We start from the raw sequence: 20,871 nt of genomic DNA on the forward strand, positions 1-20,871 counted from the left end.
AGGGGCAGGAGCGGGCGGGGTCAGGCCGGGCCGTCGTGGCCCGTCGGCGCCCCGCCGGACGGGCCCGGCGGTGCGGGTTCGCCGCGGCGGACCGCGCCCGGGGCACGTCCCGCCGGACGGTCGGCGTGGCGGGAGGAGTGCAGCTGCCACGGCACGCTGATGACCATCACCCCGGGGGTGAAGAGCAGACGGCTCTTCAGCCACAGTGCCGTCTGGTTGTGCAGCGCGTTCTCCCACCAGTGTCCGACGACGTACTCGGGGATGAAGACCGCCACGACATCGCGCGGACCGGCGCGCCGGATCGAGCGGACGTACCCCACCACCGGCCGGGTGATCTCGCGGTAGGGGGAGTCGAGGACCGTGAGCGGCACCTGGATGTCGTACTCCTGCCACTTGCCCCGGACCTCGGCCACCCCCTCCGGGTCGACCGCGACGGTCAGTGCCTCCAGCCGGTCCGGATGGAAGGCGCGGGCGTAGGCGAGGGCCCGCATCGTCGGCTTGTGCACGGTGGAGACGAGCACGATCGCGAACACCCTGGAGGGAGGGGCGAGTTCGCTGTGCGCGTCCGTGACGGCCAGTTCGGCGGCGACGCTGTCGTAGTGACGGCGTACGGCCCGCATCATCAGCCACAGCAGCGTCGCGGCGAGTACGGCCAGCCACGCGCCCTGGGTGAACTTGGTGGCCAGGACGATGACCAGGACCAGCCCCGTGACGACCGCTCCGGTGGCGTTGATGACCCGGGCGATCCGGTGGCCGCGCCGCACGGCTGCGCCGGTCTCGGTGCGCAGTTGACGGTTCCAGTGCCGGACCATGCCCGACTGGGAGAGCGTGAAGGAGGTGAAGACGCCGAGGATGTAGAGGTGGATCAGGCTGGTCACATTGGCCCCGAAGCCCCACAGCAGCAGACCGGCGGCGACGGCCAGTGCCAGGATGCCGTTGGAGAAGGCGAGCCGGTCGCCGCGGTTGTGCAGCTGCCGCGGCAGGTAGCGGTGCTGGGCGAGGATCGAGGTGAGCAGCGGGAAGCCGTTGTACGCGGTGTTCGCGGCCAGGATCAGGACCAGCGCGGTGGCCGCCTGGATGAAGTAGAAGCCGGCGCTGTCGCTGCCGAACACGGCGGAGGCGACCTGGGCGATGACCGTGCGCTGGGTGTGGCCCGCGCAGTCGCCGCCGAGGCCGGTGAGCCGGCAGGAGTCGTCGGTGATGTGCACCTTGGTGATCAGCGCGAGTGTGGTCACACCGACGAACATGGTGACCGCGATGACTCCCATGGCGGCCAGGGTGGTCGCGGCGTTCCTCGGCTTGGGACGGCGAAAGGCGGGGACTCCGTTGGAGATCGCCTCCACGCCCGTCAGGGCCGTACAGCCGCTGGAGAACGCCCGCAGGACCAGCATCACCAGGGCCAGTCCCATGAGATCGGCGTCCCCCGGCCGGGGCGTGACGCCGTACGCCGCGCTCTCCGACACCGGCGCGTCGCCCAGTGCGTAGCGCAACAGTCCGGTGGCGACCATGATCAGCACACCGCCGATGAACAGATAGGTGGGAGCGGCGAACGCGCGGCCGGACTCCCGCACTCCTCGCAGGTTCATCGCGCACAGCAGGGCGACGAAGACCAGCGCCATCGGCACCCGGTAGTCGGCCAGCCGGGGCACGGCCGAGATGATGTTGTCCACGCCCGACGCCACGGACACCGCCACCGTCATGACGTAATCGACCATCAGTGAGGCGGCCACCACCAGGCCGGCCGACGGCCCCAGGTTCGTCGAGGCCACCTCGTACGAGCCGCCGCCGCTCGGATAGGCGTGCACGACCTGACGGTAGGAGAGGACCACCACCGTCATCAGGGCCACGACGGCGGCCGCGATCCACGGTGTGAAGTGAAGGTACGCCAGCCCGCCGAGGGTCAGGACCAGCAGGATCTCCTGGGTCGCGTACGCCACCGAGGACAGCGGGTCGGAAGCGAAGATCGGCAGGGCGAGCCGCTTGGGGAGCAGCGTCCCGCCCAGTGCCTCGCTGCGCATCGCCCGGCCGATCAGCAGGCGCTTGAGGAGTTCCGGCACGTTGAGCACAGGGCCAACGTAAGGCGCACAGGGTGAGAATCCATGCGGAACTTGCGCATTCAGAGCAATTCGCCCGCGAGGCCCTCCGTGAGGCCCTGTCCGCACACGAGGCACGGGGACCCCCGCGGAGCAGTACGTTCCGCCCGTGGACCGCGAGGGGCGCGCGGTCGGGGAGCGGGCCGTGTCAGACATCCGTCAAGACGGGCGACCGCGGCGTCAAGGGCGCATCAGCCCCTTCCGGATCGCGGCGAGGCGTTCCTAGTGTCGCCTCATGCGACAACGCCCCGCACCCCGGCGCTTCCGGCCGCCCGATGGAGATCCCGCGGAACCCGGCACGGTCCACGACGTCCGCTGGCCGGGTGAGTTCCGGGCGGCGTGCGGCTGTGCCGCGCTCTTCCTGGGACTGCTGCTGACCGTCGACGGGGGCGACGGCACACTGACCGCGCCCCGCGTGGTCCTCTGGACCGGGCTGGCGCTGCTGCTGTTCGTGATCCTGCTGCCTCCCCGGGTGAGCGCGGGGCACGGCTGGCTGGAGTCGCGCGGGCCGTTGCGCACGCGGCGGGTGCGGACCGACCTGCTCGTCTCGGCCCGGTGGTCCGGTGGCGTCGTCCGTCGGCTCGTCATCCGCGATGCCGTCGGAGGCCTGGCCGAGCTGGACCCACGGATGCTGGCCGCGAACCCCGCGCTCTGGCATCGGGTGGACGCGGCGGCCCGTTCGTCGCAGGCGCACGGGCATCTGCGGTACGGGGAGCCGGCGCTCTCGGAGCTGTCGCGCCACATCGACGGGGCCACCGCCCGCACGGTCTTCAGCATCTCGATGCTCGACGAACAGCCGCCCGGCCGGGTGCCTCCGCGGGCCGGGCGCGGTGAGCCGGGAACCGGCCGGGCCGACCGGGTGCCGCCGCCCGCGTAGGTCGTGAGTATGAGATCGGCGAACGGGACCTGCGACTGATGCCGCGACGACCGGCGTCTTTTAGCGTCGTTCCTGTGAAACCCGATCTGCTCGAACCACCCCGGACGGCGGCCATGGCGCGCGACACACCCAGCGGTACGAAGAGTGCCGCGGGCGGCGGCCCTTCCCCTGCCCTCGCCGCACTGCGCGGCGACCTCTTCCGTCACGCGTTCGCCGTCCGCCCCCTCCCCCCGCTGAGCGATTCGCCCGCGCTGATCCGCGCCCGCTCGGCACTGCCGGCCGCACTGCGCGACGCCACCCGCTGGGTACCGCACCTCGCGGTCGTCGCGCTCGCGCTGCTGGCGGCGGTGGCCTCGTTCCGGGTCTCGGGCTTCGCCCACGGACTCCCCGTCCTCCTGCTGACCGGCGCACCTGTGCTGCTGACGCTGGTCATGCCGGTGGGGGCCTGGTGGCTGACGATGCTCGCGATCCTCGTCGGGTCGGCCGACCTGGCGGGGCTCGGCGGCATGGGGTTGTCACTCCTGCTTCTCACGTGCCCGCTGGTGCTCGTGGTCGCCTCGATGCGGCTGGGGTCGTGGGCCGCCTTCTGGATGTGGCTGATCACCGGGGCATTCGTGCTCGGAGGCGGTGGAGTCCTCGGCATCGGTACGCCGTTGTCGTTCCAGGTTCTCGCTCTCGCACTCGCCGGATTCGTCGCGGTGCTGATGGGCGGCTGGCAGCGCGCGGGGAAGCGCGCGGCCGAGCAGACGTCGGCCGCCGAGGACGAGCGCAACCGGCGTGCCGGGCTGGAGGAGCGCACCGCCATCGCCCGGGAGCTCCACGATGTCGTCGCCCATCACATGTCGGTGGTCGCGATTCAGGCGGAGGCGGCTCAGTACCGGGTGGAGAACCCCCCTCCCGAGCTGACGGAGACCTTTGCCACCCTCCGTGAGAACGCCGTGCTCGCACTCGCCGAGATGCGCCGGATCCTGGGCGTCATCCGGGCGGACACGGAGCCGGGGACGGGTCCCGGGAACCGGGCTCCACAGCCCACCCTCGCCCGCCTCGGCCCGGTGATCGCCGGGGTGCGCGCCTCGGGGGCGGAGGTGACGAAGACGGTGACCGGCAAGGTGCGCGTGCTGGCCCCGGGGGTGGAGCTGTCCGCCTACCGGATCGTGCAGGAAGCGCTCAGCAATGTCCTGCGGCACGCGCCCGGCGCGGCGGTGGCCGTCGAACTCTCCTATGTGACGACGGGGCTCGGGCTGCGGGTGGTCAACGGTCCCGCGCAGCGTCCGGCAAGCGACTCGCCGGGCGCCGGCCACGGTCTCATCGGGATGCGCGAGCGGATCACCATGCTCGAAGGGCGGCTGACGACCCGGCCGACCGCCGAGGGCGGGTTCGAGGTCACCGCGTTCCTGCCCGATGCGACGCAGACCCGCGAAGAGGACGCCGAGCATGCCTGAGGAGCCCCCCGTGAGAGTCCTGATCGCGGACGACCAGGCGATGGTGCGTGAGGGTTTCGCCGTACTCCTGGCGTCGCAGCCCGGCATCGAGATCGCCGGTACCGCGGCGGACGGCGTCGAAGCCCTCGCCAAGGTCGCCGAGCTGTGCCCGGACGTCGTCCTCATGGACGTACGGATGCCGGAGATGGACGGGCTGGAGGCGACCGCGCGGATCGTCGCGAGCACCCCGGACACCAAGGTCCTCATCCTCACGACCTATGACCTGGACGAGTACGTCTATCAGGCGCTGTGCGCCGGGGCGAGCGGCTTCCTGCTCAAGGACGCCTCGGCGCGCCAGCTGGCGGAAGGTGTACGGGTGGTCGCCGCGGGCGACTCCCTGCTGTCCCCCTCCTCCACCCGGCGGCTGATCACCGAGTTCACCCGCCTCGCCGGAACCGGGGCCGGAGGCGGGACCGGTGCCGGAAACGGGGGCAGCGCCCACGCGGGACCGCTGCCCCCGGCACGGACCGGCATTCCCGGACTGACCGAACGCGAGACGGCCGTGCTGGCACTGATCGCGCAGGGCCTGTCCAACACCGAGATCGGTGACCATCTCTTCGTCACCGAGTCCACCGTCAAGACACATGTCAGCAAGGTGCTCGTGAAGCTGGGTCTGCGCGACCGCACCCAGGCGGCCATCTACGCCTACGAGCACGGAGTGGTGGTCATCGGCGGCAGGGACTGAACCGGCGCGTCCGCGCGCCGCGCACTCCCCTCCCTCGTTGTCTCCGCTCCCCTCCCCTCCCTGCCCCCCCTCTCCTCCCCCTGCGCCTCACGGCGCCAACTCCCTACCCCCGCATGCCCATTTCACCTGAGGAAAGCCGCACCATGCCGAAAAAGACGCCCGCATCCCTGGCTGCCAACCGTTCCGCCCTGTCCCACCGCGTGTCCTATGCCCTGCGCAACCCCGGGCGCATCGCTCCCTATGTACGCCGTTCCGTCCGCGACACCTGGCTCAGCGCCAAGCACCGCGACCACGTCGCCTACTACCGGGCGGTGATGGCTTCGGACACCAGCCGCAACCCCGAGGCGGCCGTCGGAAGCCGGACGCACGAGCGCTGGCTCGCGCTCGGTGCGATGCAGTTCGACTATCTGACGGAGCACGGGCTGAAGCCCGGTCACCGGATGCTCGACATCGGCTGCGGCAACCTGCGCGCCGGCTGGCGCTTCATCGACTATCTCGATTCCGGGAACTACTACGGAATCGACATCTCGCCGGACATCCTCATCTCCGCCAAGCGAACGGTCAGCACGTACCACCTGCAGGACAAGCTCCCTCATCTCACGATCACGCATGATCTGACCCTCGACTTCCTTCCTCAGGGCCATTTCGATGTGGTGCACGCGCACAGCGTGTTCTCGCACTCGCCGATCGAGGTCATCGCCGAGTGCCTGGCGCACGTCGAACGGATCCTCGCTCCCGGGGGCTTCTTCGACTTCACCTTCGACCGCACCGACGGCGTCGAGCACGCGGTACTGCGGGAGGACTTCTACTACCGCACCGAGACGCTGATCGCCCTCGCCGCCGAGCACGGTCTCGAAGCCCGGTTCATGGACGACTGGGAGGAGCGGCCGCACGGCCAGTCGAAGATCCGGGTGTACGCACCCGACCGAGGCACCGAGAACGGCTGAAGACCGCCGCCCAGCCCGTGGGGCACGGCTCGAAACCCGAGGTCAGGTGGTTTTTCCGGCCGTTGCCCCAAGGGCTTGAAACCCACCTGTCCCCGCCTTCCCGGTCGCCTATCGTCAACGTGATTCCCGGCGCTTGCCTCGGCTCCGCCGGGGCAGGAACCACGACGTGGAGGATGATTGTGCGCTACCGCGAGCTGGGAAGCAGCGGTCTGTCCGTGTCCGAGATCGGGTACGGCGCGTGGGGCATCGGTGAGTCGGGCTGGGTGGGCGCCTCGGAGGACGAGTCCGTACGCGCCCTGCACCGCGCCATCGACCTCGGTGTGAACTTCATCGACACCGCCCGCGGCTACGGCGAGAGCGAGCGGATCGTCGGCCGCGTCGTCCGCGAGCGGACCGGTGACCAGGTGCGTGTCGCGACCAAGGTTCCGCCGAAGAACGGCATGTGGCCGGCGCCGGACGGCCTGGACCCCTCGGAGACCTTCCCCGGCGCACACATCCGCGAGAGCCTGGAGACCAGCCTGCTCGCGGCCGGCCTGGACCACTTCGACGTGCTTCAGTTCCACGTCTGGAACGACGACTGGGTCGGCCGCGGCGACTGGCTGGAGACGATCGCCGAGCTGAAGCAGGAAGGGAAGATCGGCCTGTTCGGCGTCTCGGTGAACGATCACCGGCCCGACAGCGCACTCGAACTCGTCCGCAGCGGCAGCGTGGACAGTGTGCAGGTCATCTACAACATCTTCGACCAGAGCCCCGCCGACGCACTGCTTCCGGCCTGCGAGGAGCACGGCGTCGGCGTCATCGTCCGGGTGGCACTGGACGAGGGCGGCCTCACCGGCCGGATCACCGCCGGCACGACGTTCCCCGAAGGCGACTGGCGCAACCGCTACTTCCGCGACGACCGCCCGGCGCAGGTCGAGAAGCGGGTCGCCTCGATCGTCGCCGACCTCGGGATCGCCCCCGACGAGATCGCGGAGAACGCGCTGCGGTTCGTGCTGAGCTCCCCGGCGGTCTCCACCGTCATCCCCGGGATGCGGACTCTGCGCAATGTCGAGCGCAACACGGCCCTGAGCGACGGACGCCCGCTGTCCGCCGACCGGCTCGCCGTCCTGGCCAGGCACCGTTGGGAGCGCAACTTCTACAGCTGACCGGCGCACACCCCGGCCCGGCGTACCGACCGGCCCCACCGCGGACAGCGCGGTGGGGCCGGTGGCGTATCGGCGGGACGGCGGATCCGCCGGGGCGAGGGAGCTGCCGCCTGCCGCTTCCTTCTCGTTGAGTACCGTGTACCCGGAACGCGCCGGAAAGAGTTCCCGCAAAGAGTCAAAGATCCAAAGAGTCCGTCATGATACGGGGGTTGGCAATCCAAGCACCATCGCTCGACACATCACAACCCTGCCCGCCCCCGGCAGCTTCCGTAAAGGGGCGCCTCGACAGCGCCGCTTCGGCCGTGATCCTCTTCGCGGCGACCAAGATTCTCGGTCTCGTCGTCCTGATCATCTGGTCCGCTTCCCGCGGGAAGAGCGCCCATACGCTGCTGAGCGGGCGCTGGGATTCACTCTGGTACACGCGTATCGCCGAGAGCGGCTATGCGTTTTCGCTTCAGGCTCCCGATGGGCGAAACCTCTCCAGCATGGCCTTTTTCCCCCTCCTCCCCTGGCTGGAGCAGGCGGGAGCCCGCCTCACCTCCTGGAGTACGGGCGATATCGGTCTCGCGATCAGCGCGGTTTCCTCGCTTGTTGCCGCCCTGGGGCTCTTCCGGCTCGGCGAGCGGGTGCACAGCGCGCGGGCCGGAGTGATCCTGGCCGTTCTGTGGGGGGCCCTTCCGGTCGGCATCGTCCAGTCGATGGCGTACAGCGAATCGCTCTTCGTCGCGCTGGCGGTCTGGGCCCTCCTCGCCCTGCTGCGCGACCGGTGGATGACGGCGAGCCTTCTCGCGGTTCTCGCCGGACTGGCCCGGCCCGTCGGGGTGGCGATCAGCGCGGCCATCGTCGTGTCCGCGGTCGTGGTGCTCGTGACCAGGAGGTCCGAGCTCAGCGGGAACGAACGGATCCGCATCGTCGCGAGCAGTCTCATTTCCCCGCTCGGTGCCGTCGGTTTCATTCTGTGGGTCGGGCATCGCCGGCAGAAGTTCCTGGGTTATCTGGACGTGCAGGCGGAATGGGGGAACGGATTCGACGGCGGCATCGCTTTCGCGAAATTCCTTGCCGTACCCGTGCTGGAGTCCGGAATATTCGCAGCGGGCATTCTGGCCGCCCTCGTTCTCCTCTGCGCGTGGCCGCACTGGGTCGCGTGGAAGCAGCGGCAGCCGATCGCGCTGATCGTCTACTCCGCGATCATCACCGTGATGGCGGTTGGAGCTTCCGGGTATTTCGGATCGAAACCACGTCTCCTCATACCCGCCTTTCCCATTCTGCTGGCATTGGCCATCCGGATGGCACGTGCCCGCCCGGCCCTCGCCCGGGCGGTGATGGCGGCGATGGCTGTCATCAGCTCGGTGTACGGAGCGTTCTGGCTGAACGGCTCCGGCCCTCCGTGACGGCCGGCCCGGGCATCCACGGGCACCGGCGGCCCGGGGCGTCCGTGGCACCGGCCCCTGCTGGCCCGACCGCCCACCGCCCCGAGGCGCGCTCCATCGGCTGAGGGCCGGGGCCGGCCGGCGTCGTTCCCGCCGTGCGGTGTCCGCAGCGGGGACGACGCCGGCCGGGCTCAGCGCAGCAGCCCGCCGAAGCTCCCTCTCGCCGTCGAGACGAGTTCCTCCACCGTCGCGAGTTTGACGCGCGGCCGGCCGTCGCGGTGACCGCGCGAGACCTCGGCCCGTTCGATGGCGGCCAGCCCCCGGGCATCGACGACATGTCCGTTGCGGCGCCGGACCAGTCGCCGAAAGGCCTTCGCCGTACGGGTCGGCGCGGGCAGGGCGCCGGCCACCGCGTCCGCCAGGAGGGAGGAGACGGTCTCGGCGGCGCAGGTCCGGTTGGCGCCGATGCCGCCGGTGGGTCCGCGCTTGATCCAGCCCACGACGTAGCTCCCCGGCTGTCCGGTCACCCGGCCGCCCTCGTGGGGAACGACTCCGGCACTCTCGTCGAACGGCAGCCCGGCGACCGGCACCCCGCGGTAGCCGATCGCGCGCATCAGGAGACCCGCACGGATGGTGCGCTCCCCCGCCGCGCTCTCCACCCGTACGGCTTCGACACGGTCCCCGCCCATGATCTCGACGGGCGTCGAACGGAAGCGCAGGACGATGCGGCGGCCCGGTGCGGGCGGCCCGTCCAGGTCCGGCCGGCCGGTCGCCACGTCCCGCAGCACCGCGGCCCTGTCGTTCGGATCGGCCTCGGCGACGGCCCTGGCGATCCGGGGATCGTGGTCGTCGACGATCAGCTCGACGCCCGGCACATGGCGCAGCGCCAGCAGCTCGGAGCGGGTGCAGGCGGCGTCCTCGGGGCCCCGGCGCCCGAGCAGCACCACCTCGCGCACCTTGCTCCCGCGCAGTGCCCGCAGCGCGTGATCGGCGATGTCCGTACGGGCGAGGGCCCCGGGGTCGGCGAGCAGGATCCTGGCCACGTCCAGGGCGACGTTGCCGTTGCCGACGACGACCACGCGTTCGCACGACAGGTCGGCCGGCTCCCGTGCCGCGTCCGGGTGGGCGTTGTACCAGGCGACGAACGCACGCGCCGAGACGCTGCCGGCCAGTTCCTCGCCCGGGACGGCGAGCCGGCGGTCGGCCGGCGCCCCCACCGCGTACACGACCGCGTCGTGGTGCGCGGCGAGTTCCTCAGGGGTGATATCGGTGCCGACGTCGATTCCCAGGTGCATCCTGACGCGCGGATGCGTGTGGAAGCGCGCGAAGGTGTCGCCGGCCTTCCTGGTCGCGGGATGATCGGGCGCCACGCCGTAGCGCACCAGGCCGCCGGCGACCGGGAGCCGGTCGATCAGGGTCACCTCGGCGTTCGTGTGCAGCAGCAGGTCCTCCGCGGCGTACATGCCGGCCGGCCCGGTGCCCACCACGGCCACCTTGAGCGGCGCGAAGTCCGAGGGCAGGATCCGGGAGAAGGACGGCTCGCCCCAGGCGTGGAAGGTGGGACCGTCCGGGGGCGGTACGGGAGCCGCCTCCTCGTAGTACGCCGCGTTGATCGCGACGTACTCCTGCTGCGAGGGGGGCAGGCTGTCCACGGGGAGGATCGCGTCGACCGGGCAGGCATCGGCACAGGCCCCGCAGTCGATACAGGTCTTCGGGTCGATGTGCAGCATCTCCGTGCTGCCGAACGCCCGCTCCTCGGGGGTCGGGTGGATGCAGTTGACCGGGCACACGGATACGCAGGTGGCGTCGTTGCAGCAGGTCTGGGTGATGGCATAGGTCATGGCGTCGGCTCGACTCGGTTCCGCTCGGCTCGGCTCAGATCAGGTGGGCGCGCTTGTAGAAGGCGAGGGCGGGCCCGGTGAGCAGGCCGGCCGAGGCCAGGAACTCCATCAGGCCCGAACAGCTCGACCTCATCATGGACTTGTGGTGCTCGTTGGCCTTCGCCTCGGCCAGGGCGCGCTTCTCGTCGAGTCCCGCGTTCTCGTAGACCCTTCGGTTCACCATGCTGGTGACGATGCAGTACGACGCGACCGCGACCACGAAGGCATTGATCTGGCGGCGCATCCGTCCCGCGCCCCTGAGCCGTTTGCGCGTCTGCTCGCGGGCGAACTTCATGTGCCGCGATTCCTCGACCACATGGATGTTGTTGATGGTGCGGACGAACGGCACCACGCGTTCGTCGCGCATCCAGTCACGCTGCATGACGTCGAGAACCTCTTCGGCCACGAGGATCGCGGCGTACGCCGCCTCGCCGAACGCCAGGGTCTTGAAGGCCCTGCCGAGTTCCATCACCGGCCGGGACGGCCGGTAGGAGGGGGCGCCGAGCTTCCGGGCGCCCCTGGCGAACATGATCGAGTGCCGGCATTCGTCCGCGATCTCGGTGAGCGCCCACTGGACCTCGTCGCCGGCGGGGTCCTTCGTATACACGTCACGCAGCACCATCTGCTGCAGGATCATCTCGAACCAGATGCCCGTGCTGGCCACCGACGCGGCTTCCTGCCTGGTCAGCGCCTTGCGCTGGGCCTCGGTCAACTCCGCCCAGTAGGCGGTGCCATAGAGCGTGCTCCACTCCGGGCTCGCTCCGTGGCAGTCCAGGTCCAGCGGAGTGTCCCAGTCGACCTCGGTGGCCGGGTCGTACGACAGCACGGCTGCCGAGTCGAGCAACCTGCGGGACACACCGTCGCCTTGAGCGTCGTCCTGTGTGACCGGCCGAACAGTGCTGCCTGCCATGCTGCGGCTCCTTGGCTCGGATGCGTGCGTTCCTCTTCGCTTCCGCCCGCTCGTACGCACTGCTCGCGCACTGGCCGGCTGCTGCCCGCCGGGGTCCGGGCAAGAGGGTCGGGCGGGGGCACGCCGGGCCCGCCACGACCCTCTTGTTAGACAGAAGGTATAACAAGAGGAGCGGCTCGCCTACCCCCCAGTAAGTAACAGTCGCGCCGGTCCGGGAACAGCCGAGGCGGAAGCCAACCCGCCCATGATTCCGGTCCGTTGACCACCGCGGAGGGGCGGGAGGCCGGGAGGTACCGGCACCGCGCCCGGCGGCCGTCCCCGGAAAGGGTGACGAGCGCGGAGAACATCGTCCGCCCGCTTCCGGGATCCCTATCGTGCTGGAGGAGGAGCGATCCGATTCCTCGAACCCCACTCCACGGAAGGGCACCTACTTGTCCTACTTCGAGAAACTGCCGGAGGTCCTGACACGGTCGGACTTCGCGTCCATCGCGGGCCGCGGAGGGCGCAGCCTTGAGCTGATGGCGGCCCGCGGGCTCCTCGCGGACGCGACCCACCGCAACCGCGGCAGGTCCGTCTGGGAGGAGGAGCCCGCGGTGGGCTGGTTCCGCACACTGCACGACCATGCGGTGATCGTGCCGGCCAACCGCCTGGCACAGGATGAACTCGCCACGCACAGCGCGTACTTGTGCCCGCTCAGCAGCAGCCACGTCGGGCTCGCGCGCCCCCGGATGCTGGTGACGTACCGGCCGGGAGGCCGGGGCACGGTCTTCGATGTCACGGCGGTGGAGACGGTCAATCAGGAGGTCCCGGGGACCCGCGGCACGACCGCGAAGACCCGCGGGATCATCCGTGACGGACAGACGCTGGAGGCCTCACGGATGCCGTGGACCGTCTTCCACCTCAGCGAAGCGGGCACGATCGGCAGTGTCCGGCCGGTGATCCAGCAGGGGCGGTATCTGCGGGTGGACGGCGTCCGGCAGGCGCTGGCCTCCGGGCTGCTCACCGTGCCCACGCTCGACCAGGCCTTCCCCGCCCGCACATGACCGCCCGCGCCGGCTCACGCGGAGGAGAGGGCCCCGCACCGTCCGGTTCCCCCGCTCCCCCGAGGCCCGCCGTCTGAGGACCGTCGGGCTCCGCCGGGGACCCGGGCCCGCCGCCGAGCCCCCGGCCGCCCGGAGCCGGGATCCGTCCGGCCCGGCCGGGCGTCCGGCCCCTCAGCCGGCGGCGGGGGGAAAGCCGTTCCGGCGGGCGAGTGCGGCCGTCAGGACGGACACCGCGAGCAGCGCTGCCGCCACCCAGGGCAGTGCCGAGGCGCCGGCACCGGTGAGGACCGCACCCCCGAGCAGCGATCCACCGGCCATGCCGATGTTCCAGCCGGTGACCCACAGGGAGTTGGCGGTGTCGGGATCGTGGGCGGCCGCTCGTACGCCCGCGGTCTGCATCAGCGTGGGGATGCCGCCGTGCGTCGCGCCCCAGAGCAGAGCGCCGAGAAGGACGGCCACCACGCTGCCGCCGAACAGGCCGAAGGACACCAGGCACACGGTCGCCAGGGTCAGCAGGGCGAGTGTCGCCGTGCGCAGCCGGCGGTCGGCGGTGACTCCGGCGAACCAGACGCCGCCCATGGAACCCAGGCCGAAGACGAAGAGCACGGTGCCGGTAGCGACACCGAGGTCCGACCGCTCCACGAAGGGGGCGATGTAGGTGTACAGCACGTAGAAGCCGAGGACGGTCGCGATCGAGGCGGTGTTGATCGCGGCGATCCCGGGGGTTCTGATCGTGGACAGCAGACCTCCGCCCCGCCGCGCCCGTTCTCCGGACAGCTGGGGAAGGTGCCGGAGCGCCGCCGCGGCCAGGGCGAGGGCCAGCAGGGTGAGAAGTCCGAACGTCCATCGCCAGCCGATGAGCCCGCCGAGTGCGGTCCCGGCGGGTATGCCGAGCGAGAGCCCGACGGTCATACCGGCGAGCGCGGTGGCGATCGCCTTGCCGCTGCGCTCCGGGGCGAGCCGCGCCGCGTATGCGGGGACCATGGCCCACAGCAGTCCGGCGAACACCCCCGAGACGATGCGGGCGGCGAGCGTGAGCGCGAATTCGGCGGACACCGCCGTCACGGCGTTGGTGGCGGCGAAGCCCAGGAGCAGCACCATCAGCAGAGTGCGGCGCGGCACGATCAGCGTCCAGGCCGTCACGGGGATGGCGGTGAGGGCCGCGGCCAGGGCGTAGACGGTGACGAGAAGCCCGGCGCGGGCCTCGGTCACGTGCAGGTCCGCGCTCATCACGGGCAGCACACCGGCCGGCAGGGCCTCGGTCAGGATGGTCACGAACGCGGCGCCGGCCAGCACCAGCAGCCCGCCGAGCGGCCATCGGGCGGTGCCGGACGGGGCGTCCTGGGCAGGGGGGAACTCAGTGGTCGAGGTCATGCCCGGACACTAAAACCCTCACGTTTGCGTGAGGGTCAAATGCCCGCCGACGCCACGACCGCCGGCCCGTCCCCGGCCACCCGGCACTGCCCGGCGAGTCCGCGCGTCACCGGGCCGACCGGGGTCCGGTCAGGGGGTCGCGGGCTCCGGGGAACGGCCCTCCTTCCGGAGCCCCCCGGCCTCCGAGGCCGCGGTCCGCGCGGCCCTCAAGTAGGCGTCGATGGCCTTCCGGTTGCGGGTGAGACACCGGATCCGGCGGTCGAGCTGTTCCCGTTCCGCCGCCACCTGGTCGAGCATCCGCGGGCAGGGCACCTGGGGCAGCAGGTCGGCCGGACCGTCCAGGAACGGAAGGATGTCGCGGATGATCCGGGTCGGCAGTCCGCATTCGATCAGCCCGCGGATCTGCCGGACCATCTCGTCCGCACCGTCGCAGTAGTCGCGGTAGCCGTTGCCGCCGCGCGCGGGCAGGATCAGCCCCTCCTCCTCGTAATAGCGCAGCGCCCGCACACTCACCCCGGTCAGCCGGGACAGTTCCCCGATCTTCATGTGGCCCACCTCACGGATGCTCCGATTGACCCTCACGCCAACGTCAGGGTTCTACGTTACTCCGGCAACGTCACCCCGAGGGAAGGCGCTCACATGTCCGAGCCCAGCATCACCCGCCGTATCGACCCCCAGGTCCACCAAGGCCTCAACGCCCTCCACGAGCTGACCGGCCCCCGCGGCCTGGTCGGCTTCACCATTCCGCGCCAGCGGGAGCTGTACGAGGAGATGAACCGGGCGGCCCTGGCGGCGCTGCCGCCCAACGACCGCGTCGAGTTCGAAGACCTCACCGTGCCCGGCCCGGCCGGCGCACCGGATGTGGCCGTACGGGTCTACCGGCCCACCGGCACCAGGGGTACCGGCCCGCTCCCCGGCATCCTCTACATCCACGGCGGCGGCATGATCACCGGCAGCATCGCGACGGACCACCGCCAGGTGCTCCCCCTGGTCGAGGCCATCGGCGCCGTCGTCGTCTCCGTCGAATACCGGCTGGCTCCCGAGCACCCCCACCCGGCGCCGGTCGAGGACTGCTACGCGGCTCTGCTCTGGATGTCCGGCGAGGCCTCCGCTCTCGGTATCGACCCCGGCAGGCTGGCCCTGTACGGAGGCAGCGCCGGCGGCGGTCTGGCCGCCGGGGTGGCCCTGCTGGCGCGTGACCGCGGCACTCCGCCGCTCGCGTTCCAGATGCTTCCGTACCCGATGCTCGACGACCGCAACACCACCCCGTCCAGCCACGAGATCACCGGCATCGGGATATGGGACCGCGCGGCCAACCTCCAGGGGTGGCAGTCGCTGCTGGGCGAGCGGGCCGGCACCGACGAGGTCGACGCGTACGCCGCGCCCGCCCGCGCCGAGGACCTGAGCGGCCTTCCGCCCACGTTTCTCGACGTGGGCGAACTCGATCTGTTCCGTGACGAGAACATCACCTTCGCCAACCGGCTCATGCAGGCAGGCGTTCCGGTCGAGCTCCACGTCTACCCCGGCGGCATCCACGCCGGCGAACTGCTCGCCCCCGACGCCGAACTCAGTGCGCGCATCGTCGGCTACCGCACGGACGCCCTGGCCCGCGCCCTGAACACCCCGCCCGGCACACGCCGGTAGCCCCACCGGCCGGTACGCCGGACCCATGGACCGGCCGGGCGCCTCACGGACGCCCGGCCGGGGCCGGGCCGCCGAGCGGGTCCGCGGCGGTGAGTTCCTCGATCATCACGGCTACGGCGGCCCCGGTCATCCGGTGCCCTTCGGCCGTCTCCACGATGGCGCCCCGGGTGACACGGACGCCTCGACCAGTCCCTCGATGAACGCCTCGAAGGTCTCCGCGACCGGGGTGACGGCGAAATCGCCTTCCTGGTCGACGTGCACCACCGACGGCTCGCCGTCCTTGCCGCAGGCGCGGTAGTCGAGGGCGAGCATGTCGTGACCGGCCGAGGGTGTGTCGGCGAAATAGACGCCGATGTCAGGGTACTCCCACATGTCGATCCAGAAACGGCTGCCGAACTCGCCGCCGAGCGAGTTCGGCTTCGTGCTCCCGATGCCCATGATCCCGTTGATGGCGATGTGGTCCTCGTCCCAGGACGTCGGCTCGGTCATGGGAAAGCAGTCGCGGGACGGGATACCGCCGTTGTGCGCGCGCATCAGGGCGATGTAGGAGGCGGGCAGACGGTAGCCGCCGATGTCCTTCTCCAGGGCGGCGACCTGTTCCGGCGACGGCGGGCCCTCGACGTAGTGGTCCAGCGCGTACGCCGAGTCCTCCCAGAAGCCGGTGCTGTCGAAGCCCTCGAAGTACCCCACCACGTTCTCCTTCGCGTATGCGCCCGCAATCGTACGAGGCCCTGCGACCTGCCCGTGCGGCCGGGGCGCACCGCGGCCTACCGCCGTACCGCGGGGCCGGCCGGGCCTGGCGTCAAGAAAACCGTCAGGGCCGTATCGAACACGTATGGGGCCTGTCCACGAGGTGAAGCATGCAGCAACCATTGATCACGGCACCGGATTTCGGGGCCGCAATCGATGACCGGGCACCGGCCGACGGCCGGCGCCCGGCGACGCCCGGATCCACCGGGAACAAGGAGAGTTCATGAACGTCCGCCAGGATGCCGCCGCACCGCAGCCGACCAAGCGCGCTCGGCTGACCAAGCGCGCCGCGCTCTCCGTGGCCGCGGCCGCCGTCATAGGCGGTGCCGCCTTCGCGCCGTCCGCGGTCGCGAACACGGGGCCGTCGTCGTCGGAACAGCGGACCACCGCGGGCTGCGGCGACTGCTACCCGGACGTCATCTGACCTTCCGGCACGACCCCGTGGGCCCACCGGCGACCGGAGCGGTGGGCCCACCCCAGCGAGAGGCGGGCCATGAACTGGTTCGAACGATGCGTACCGGACACCGGGACGTTCCTGCACACTCACTGGCGTACGGCCCCGGTGGTCCTCCGGCCCGCCGAGCCGCCGCTCGAACTGCTGACCGGCGCGGGGCTCGACGCGATCCTGGACGGCGGCCTGCTGCGCACCCCGTACGCGGGCCTCTACACGGCGGACGGGCAGATTCCCGACGAACGGTTCTGCCCGCCCCGCCTCGTCACCGGACGTGCCGTGGAGGGCTATGTGGACGGACAGGCCGTCCGCGACCTCATCCGCGACGAACGCGCCACGCTGCAACTGCGATACGTCGACCAGTGGTACCCACCGGTACGCGCGCTCGCGGCCGGCATCGGCGAACAGCTCGGGCGGCTGGTCGAAGCGTTCTACTTCTTCTCCCAGCCCGGCCGCCACGGGCCGGTGCACCGCGACGACGGCGATCTGCTGGCGATCCAGCTCGGCGGCGCCAAACGGTGGCAGGTGCACGCCGGGCCCGCCGACGGGAACTGGGAGCCGGTCCGGGCGGACGAACCGGGGCCGCCGCTCCTCGACACCGTCGTACGCACCGGTGAAATCCTTTACGTACCCAGGGGTTTCGCACACACGGCGGCGGCGGTGGGGGACGGTCCCTCGGCCCATCTCACGGTGGTGATCCGCGAGGCGGGCACCGGCCATCTGCGGAACGCCCTGCTGTCCCGGATCTCCGGGGGAATCACCCTCCCGGGCCGCCCCCTGGACGACGACGGCCTGCTCAATGCCGCGGCCTCCCTGATCGGACACCTCCGGGAGCGGCTGGCCGACGTGACACCCGAGGACCTCGTGGCCCGGGCCCGGCCGCACGCCTTCAGCAGCCGCCCGACCGCCTGACACCGTCCCGGCGGCAGCACCCCTCCCCCGCACCGCCGGTGCCATCGCGCGCCACCACGGCGTGAAAGGAAGAACAACGACCATGGACTGGCTGACCCGGTGCGTACCGGAGCCCGAGACGTTCCTCGCCGAGCACTGGCGGAAGGAGCCCGTCGTACTGCGCCCTGAAAATCCTCCCGTGGATGTGCTGACGGTCGCCGAGGTGGACCGTCTCCTGGACGCCGGGGCCCTGGCGACCCCCTATGCCCAACTCGTCCACGAGGAGGGCGTGGTGGCGCCGGAACGCTTCTGCCTTCCACGCGTGGTCCTCGGCGAGATCGTGGAGCGGTACGTGGACGCCGGGTCGGTCCGCCGGATCGTCGCGCAGGAGCGGGCCACCCTGCTCCTCCGCTACGTCGACCAGTGGCACGCGGGCGTACGCGAACTGGCGGACGGGCTCGCCGAGCGGTTCGGGCGGCAGGTCGAGGCGTTCTACTTCCTCACCCCGCCCGGCACGCAGGGCCGCCCCGTGCACCGCGACGACGCCGACATCCTCGCGGTCCAGATCCACGGAGCGAAGCGCTGGCGGGTGTACGGCGGACCGGCCGACGGGGAATGGCAGCCCGAACGGGCGGAGGGCGACCTGGGCGAGCCGCGCCTGGACACGGTGCTGGAGGAGGGGGAAGTCCTCTATGTGCCGCGGGCGTTCGCGCATGCCGCCGCGGCAGTGGGCGACACCCCGTCGGCGCACCTGTCGCTGACCGTACGGGAGGCTGGCACCGCCCAGCTCTACGCGCTGGCACGGGCCCTGCTGCTGACCGGCGACGAGATCGCGCCACGCCCCAACGACGACGCCTCCCTGCACACGGCGGCGTCCGGCCTCATCGCGCACTTCCGGACCACACTCGCCGGACTCACCCCCGGGGAACTGGTGGAGCTCGCGCGGGAAACCATGCGCACGGAGCGCCCTTCGCCGGGACGCCCGCTGAGCGACCTGATCGGTACGGGGCCGGCGCACGGCGCCTGACGTGCGGCAGGAGCGGAGCGCCGCAGGAACGGCCGCCCCGTACCGCAGGACGCCATTGATCATTCAACATCTACCGTTGCGCCCGGGTTCATGTGTCATACACAAGACGCCTCGACACTTTGTCCCGGCCCGTGTCGAATCGTGACCGGGCCATGGATACAGGGCACCTACTGGAGGTCATGGATGGTCAGGCGTCGCGAACTGCTCGGAATGGTCGGCGCGACCGTCGGAGCGGGAGTTCTGGCAATGGGCACGGCCGAGGCCGCCCCACAGGGTGCGCGGAACCACCGTCGTCCCCCGCAGCGAACGCTCAGGGTCATGCAGTTCAACATCTGGCTCGGCGGCAGCCGCGTTCCGGGCGGCCGGGCGGGCATCGCCGACACCATCGCCGCGGTCGAGCCGGACGTGGTGATGCTCAGCGAGTCGAACCCCGAGCGGGTGTCCGCCCTCCTGGCCGATCTCGCCGAGCGCGGACTGACCTACTTCGACAACGAGAACCCTGCCGATCCCGCGGTGATCTCGCGCTACCCGATCATCGAGCACGCGTCGTTCCCGTCATGGTCGAAGGCGGTCGTCTCGGTCGACGGCACCGAGGTCGCGGCCTACTCCGGGCACCTGGAATACCGCTACTACGTCAACTATCTGCCGCGCGGCTACGGCGGCGGCACACCGCCGCCCCTGGAGACCTCCGAGTACGGCTGGGGCGAGATCCCGGCCGGCCCGATCACCGATGTCGGCCTGATGACGCGGCTCAACGCGGCCTCGGGGCGCACGGAGGTGACGAGGACCGTGCTCGCCGACGCCGCGAAGGAGCGGGCCAAGGGGCGGCTCACGCTGCTGGCCGGTGACTTCAACGAGCCCTCGCACCGGGACTGGACGCACCGGACCCGGAACCTGTTCGACCACAACGGCACCGTCATCAAGTGGTCGACGACCAAGGCGATCGAGGACGCCGGTTTCCGCGACAGCTACCGCGTGATCCACCCGGACCCCGTCCGCAGGCCGGGCTTCACCTGGCCGAGCGACAACCCGGGCTCCGATGTCGGACAGCTCACCTGGGCGCCGAAGGCCGACGAGCGGGACCGGATCGACTTCGTCTTCTACCACCCGGACCGGCGGATCCGCCTGCTCGACAGCGTGATCGTCGGGCCGTCCGGTTCCATCGTGCGCAACGAGAGGGTGGAGGAGTCGGGCGGGGACAGGTTCTGGGAGCCCACCTGGACCTGGCCGACCGACCACAAGGCCGTACTCAGCACGTTCCGGGTGATCACGCGCTGAGCCGATCCGTGTGAGGGGGGATCATGCCCGGGGGCGGCCGCCGCCCCCGGGACATGGCCGCACCCGGTTCCGGCAACACGGGGCTCGGCTCGCCGGACGGCACACTCACGGATCGCGGCCTCGGAGAAGTACCTTTCGGAACCGGCCCCCACGCCTGCCCCGGCCGTGCGCACACCTTCGCGCCCACGGCCGGCCCGATCGAACCGAGGACGACCCGTTGAACACCGTATTCCACGCACTGCATCACGCGGACCGGCCCCTGCTGCTGCCCAACGCCTGGGACTTCGCTTCGGCCGCCGCGCTGGCCGCCGCCGGGTTCGACGCCGTCGGCACCACCAGCCTCGGTGTGGCCGCGGCCAACGGCCTGCCCGACGCCGAGGGGCTGGCCCGCGAGGAAACCGTCGCGCTGGCGAGGATGCTGGCCCGGTTGCCGTGCCCCGTCACCGTGGACATCGAGGCGGGCTTCAGCCCCGACGCACAGCAAGTCGGTGACCTGGTGGCGCGGTTGGCCGGCCTCGGGGTCGCCGGGATCAACCTGGAGGACGGGCGTGGCGACCGGCTGGCCGACCCCACGGCGCAGGCGGCGTTGCTCCGCGAGGTGGGACGCCGGGCACCCGGCGTCTTCCTCAACGCCCGCGTGGACACCTACTGGCTGGGGGTGGACGCCACGGTGCCCGCGACGCTGGACCGCGCGCGACGGTACGTGGACGCGGGCGCCGACGGGATCTTCGTACCGGGCCTGGCCAGGGAGGAGGACATCGCCGCCGTGACCGCCGCCGTGCCGGTGCCGGTCAATGTGCTGCACCTGCCCGCGCTCGGCCTCGACCGGTTGGCGGAGTTGGGCGTACGGCGGGTCAGCACCGGCTCCCTCCTCTTCCGCGCGGCCCTGCACGCCACGGTCACCACGGCCCTCGCGGTCCGGGAGGGCGGGCCGCTGCCCACCGGTATCCCCGGCTATGCGGAGGTCGACGCGCTCAGTCGCTGAACGGGTTCCGGGCGGCCGGTCAGCGATCGCGGGGCGGGGA

19 protein-coding genes are annotated in these 20,871 nt (G+C 71.2%); 13 read left to right on the plus strand and 6 right to left on the minus strand.

Annotated features, from left to right (window positions below; translation table 11 throughout):
• Window positions 1-20: 20 nt before the first annotated feature.
• Window positions 21-2,018 carry an APC family permease gene (locus tag ACIGJO_RS13715; protein WP_399956977.1) on the minus strand — a complete coding sequence of 666 codons (1,998 nt, stop codon included), beginning with the start codon at window positions 2,016-2,018 and terminating at the stop codon, window positions 21-23.
• 310 nt (window positions 2,019-2,328) lie between these two features.
• Between ACIGJO_RS13715 and ACIGJO_RS13720 the strand changes: the two genes are divergently transcribed.
• The 6 genes from ACIGJO_RS13720 to ACIGJO_RS13745 all read left to right on the plus strand — a co-directional run bounded on the left by ACIGJO_RS13720 (window position 2,329) and on the right by ACIGJO_RS13745 (window position 8,619).
• Window positions 2,329-2,970 carry a hypothetical protein gene (locus ACIGJO_RS13720; RefSeq protein ID WP_399956766.1) on the plus strand — a complete coding sequence of 214 codons (642 nt, stop codon included), beginning with the start codon at window positions 2,329-2,331 and terminating at the stop codon, window positions 2,968-2,970.
• A 74-nt stretch (window positions 2,971-3,044) separates the two neighbouring features.
• The gene (locus tag ACIGJO_RS13725) at window positions 3,045-4,412 is read left to right on the plus strand and encodes a sensor histidine kinase (protein ID WP_399956769.1); all 1,368 of its coding nucleotides are present in this window, start codon (window positions 3,045-3,047) and stop codon (window positions 4,410-4,412) included.
• On the plus strand, window positions 4,405-5,136 hold the full coding sequence (locus ACIGJO_RS13730; RefSeq protein ID WP_399956772.1) for a response regulator: 732 nt from the start codon (window positions 4,405-4,407) through the stop codon (window positions 5,134-5,136). The genes ACIGJO_RS13725 and ACIGJO_RS13730 overlap by 8 nt, the downstream gene beginning before the upstream one ends.
• Window positions 5,137-5,279: 143 nt before the next feature.
• Window positions 5,280-6,083: a class I SAM-dependent methyltransferase gene (locus tag ACIGJO_RS13735; protein WP_399956775.1), complete on the plus strand. Its 804-nt coding sequence runs from the start codon at window positions 5,280-5,282 to the stop codon at window positions 6,081-6,083.
• A gap of 179 nt (window positions 6,084-6,262) precedes the next feature.
• On the plus strand, window positions 6,263-7,228 hold the full coding sequence (locus tag ACIGJO_RS13740) for an aldo/keto reductase (RefSeq protein WP_399956979.1): 966 nt from the start codon (window positions 6,263-6,265) through the stop codon (window positions 7,226-7,228).
• Between the two features lie 302 nt (window positions 7,229-7,530).
• Window positions 7,531-8,619 carry a hypothetical protein gene (locus ACIGJO_RS13745; protein WP_399956778.1) on the plus strand — a complete coding sequence of 363 codons (1,089 nt, stop codon included), beginning with the start codon at window positions 7,531-7,533 and terminating at the stop codon, window positions 8,617-8,619.
• A gap of 170 nt (window positions 8,620-8,789) precedes the next feature.
• Here the strand turns inward: ACIGJO_RS13745 and ACIGJO_RS13750 are convergent, their stop codons facing one another.
• Window positions 8,790-10,439 carry an FAD-dependent oxidoreductase gene (locus ACIGJO_RS13750; RefSeq protein ID WP_399956781.1) on the minus strand — a complete coding sequence of 550 codons (1,650 nt, stop codon included), beginning with the start codon at window positions 10,437-10,439 and terminating at the stop codon, window positions 8,790-8,792.
• A 34-nt stretch (window positions 10,440-10,473) separates the two neighbouring features.
• Entirely contained in the window at window positions 10,474-11,388 is a 915-nt protein-coding gene (locus tag ACIGJO_RS13755) for a diiron oxygenase (RefSeq protein ID WP_399956783.1), read from the minus strand.
• Between the two features lie 431 nt (window positions 11,389-11,819).
• Here ACIGJO_RS13755 and ACIGJO_RS13760 point away from each other — a divergent pair, with 431 nt between their 5' ends.
• Window positions 11,820-12,431, plus strand: a complete 612-nt coding sequence (locus tag ACIGJO_RS13760) for a hypothetical protein (RefSeq protein ID WP_399956786.1) — start codon at window positions 11,820-11,822, stop codon at window positions 12,429-12,431.
• A gap of 171 nt (window positions 12,432-12,602) precedes the next feature.
• On the opposite strand, the gene ACIGJO_RS13765 is transcribed toward ACIGJO_RS13760, so the two are convergent.
• Both ACIGJO_RS13765 and ACIGJO_RS13770 read right to left on the minus strand, forming a co-directional pair.
• On the minus strand, window positions 12,603-13,805 hold the full coding sequence (locus ACIGJO_RS13765) for an MFS transporter (protein WP_399956789.1): 1,203 nt from the start codon (window positions 13,803-13,805) through the stop codon (window positions 12,603-12,605).
• 129 nt (window positions 13,806-13,934) lie between these two features.
• Window positions 13,935-14,351 carry a MerR family transcriptional regulator gene (locus ACIGJO_RS13770; RefSeq protein ID WP_399956792.1) on the minus strand — a complete coding sequence of 139 codons (417 nt, stop codon included), beginning with the start codon at window positions 14,349-14,351 and terminating at the stop codon, window positions 13,935-13,937.
• A gap of 93 nt (window positions 14,352-14,444) precedes the next feature.
• Here ACIGJO_RS13770 and ACIGJO_RS13775 point away from each other — a divergent pair, with 93 nt between their 5' ends.
• Entirely contained in the window at window positions 14,445-15,449 is a 1,005-nt protein-coding gene (locus ACIGJO_RS13775) for an alpha/beta hydrolase (RefSeq protein WP_399956794.1), read from the plus strand.
• A gap of 126 nt (window positions 15,450-15,575) precedes the next feature.
• On the opposite strand, the gene ACIGJO_RS13780 is transcribed toward ACIGJO_RS13775, so the two are convergent.
• Window positions 15,576-16,139 (minus strand): SMI1/KNR4 family protein, encoded by a 564-nt coding sequence (locus tag ACIGJO_RS13780; protein WP_399956797.1) that lies wholly within the window; start codon window positions 16,137-16,139, stop codon window positions 15,576-15,578.
• Between the two features lie 283 nt (window positions 16,140-16,422).
• Between ACIGJO_RS13780 and ACIGJO_RS13785 the strand changes: the two genes are divergently transcribed.
• The 5 genes from ACIGJO_RS13785 to ACIGJO_RS13805 all read left to right on the plus strand — a co-directional run bounded on the left by ACIGJO_RS13785 (window position 16,423) and on the right by ACIGJO_RS13805 (window position 20,831).
• The gene (locus ACIGJO_RS13785; protein ID WP_399956800.1) at window positions 16,423-16,623 is read left to right on the plus strand and encodes a hypothetical protein; all 201 of its coding nucleotides are present in this window, start codon (window positions 16,423-16,425) and stop codon (window positions 16,621-16,623) included.
• A gap of 69 nt (window positions 16,624-16,692) precedes the next feature.
• Complete coding sequence (locus ACIGJO_RS13790; protein WP_399956803.1) at window positions 16,693-17,562, plus strand: JmjC domain-containing protein; 870 nt, start codon at window positions 16,693-16,695, stop codon at window positions 17,560-17,562.
• A gap of 82 nt (window positions 17,563-17,644) precedes the next feature.
• On the plus strand, window positions 17,645-18,568 hold the full coding sequence (locus tag ACIGJO_RS13795) for a JmjC domain-containing protein (RefSeq protein WP_399956807.1): 924 nt from the start codon (window positions 17,645-17,647) through the stop codon (window positions 18,566-18,568).
• 318 nt (window positions 18,569-18,886) lie between these two features.
• Window positions 18,887-19,846, plus strand: coding sequence for an endonuclease/exonuclease/phosphatase family protein (locus ACIGJO_RS13800; protein WP_399956811.1), 960 nt, complete (start codon window positions 18,887-18,889; stop codon window positions 19,844-19,846).
• 217 nt (window positions 19,847-20,063) lie between these two features.
• Entirely contained in the window at window positions 20,064-20,831 is a 768-nt protein-coding gene (locus ACIGJO_RS13805) for an isocitrate lyase/phosphoenolpyruvate mutase family protein (RefSeq protein WP_399956814.1), read from the plus strand.
• The last annotated feature ends 40 nt before the right edge of the window (window positions 20,832-20,871 follow it).

It is taken from the genome of Streptomyces sp. NPDC079020, from assembly GCF_044542225.1.
Taxonomy (GTDB): domain Bacteria; phylum Actinomycetota; class Actinomycetes; order Streptomycetales; family Streptomycetaceae; genus Streptomyces.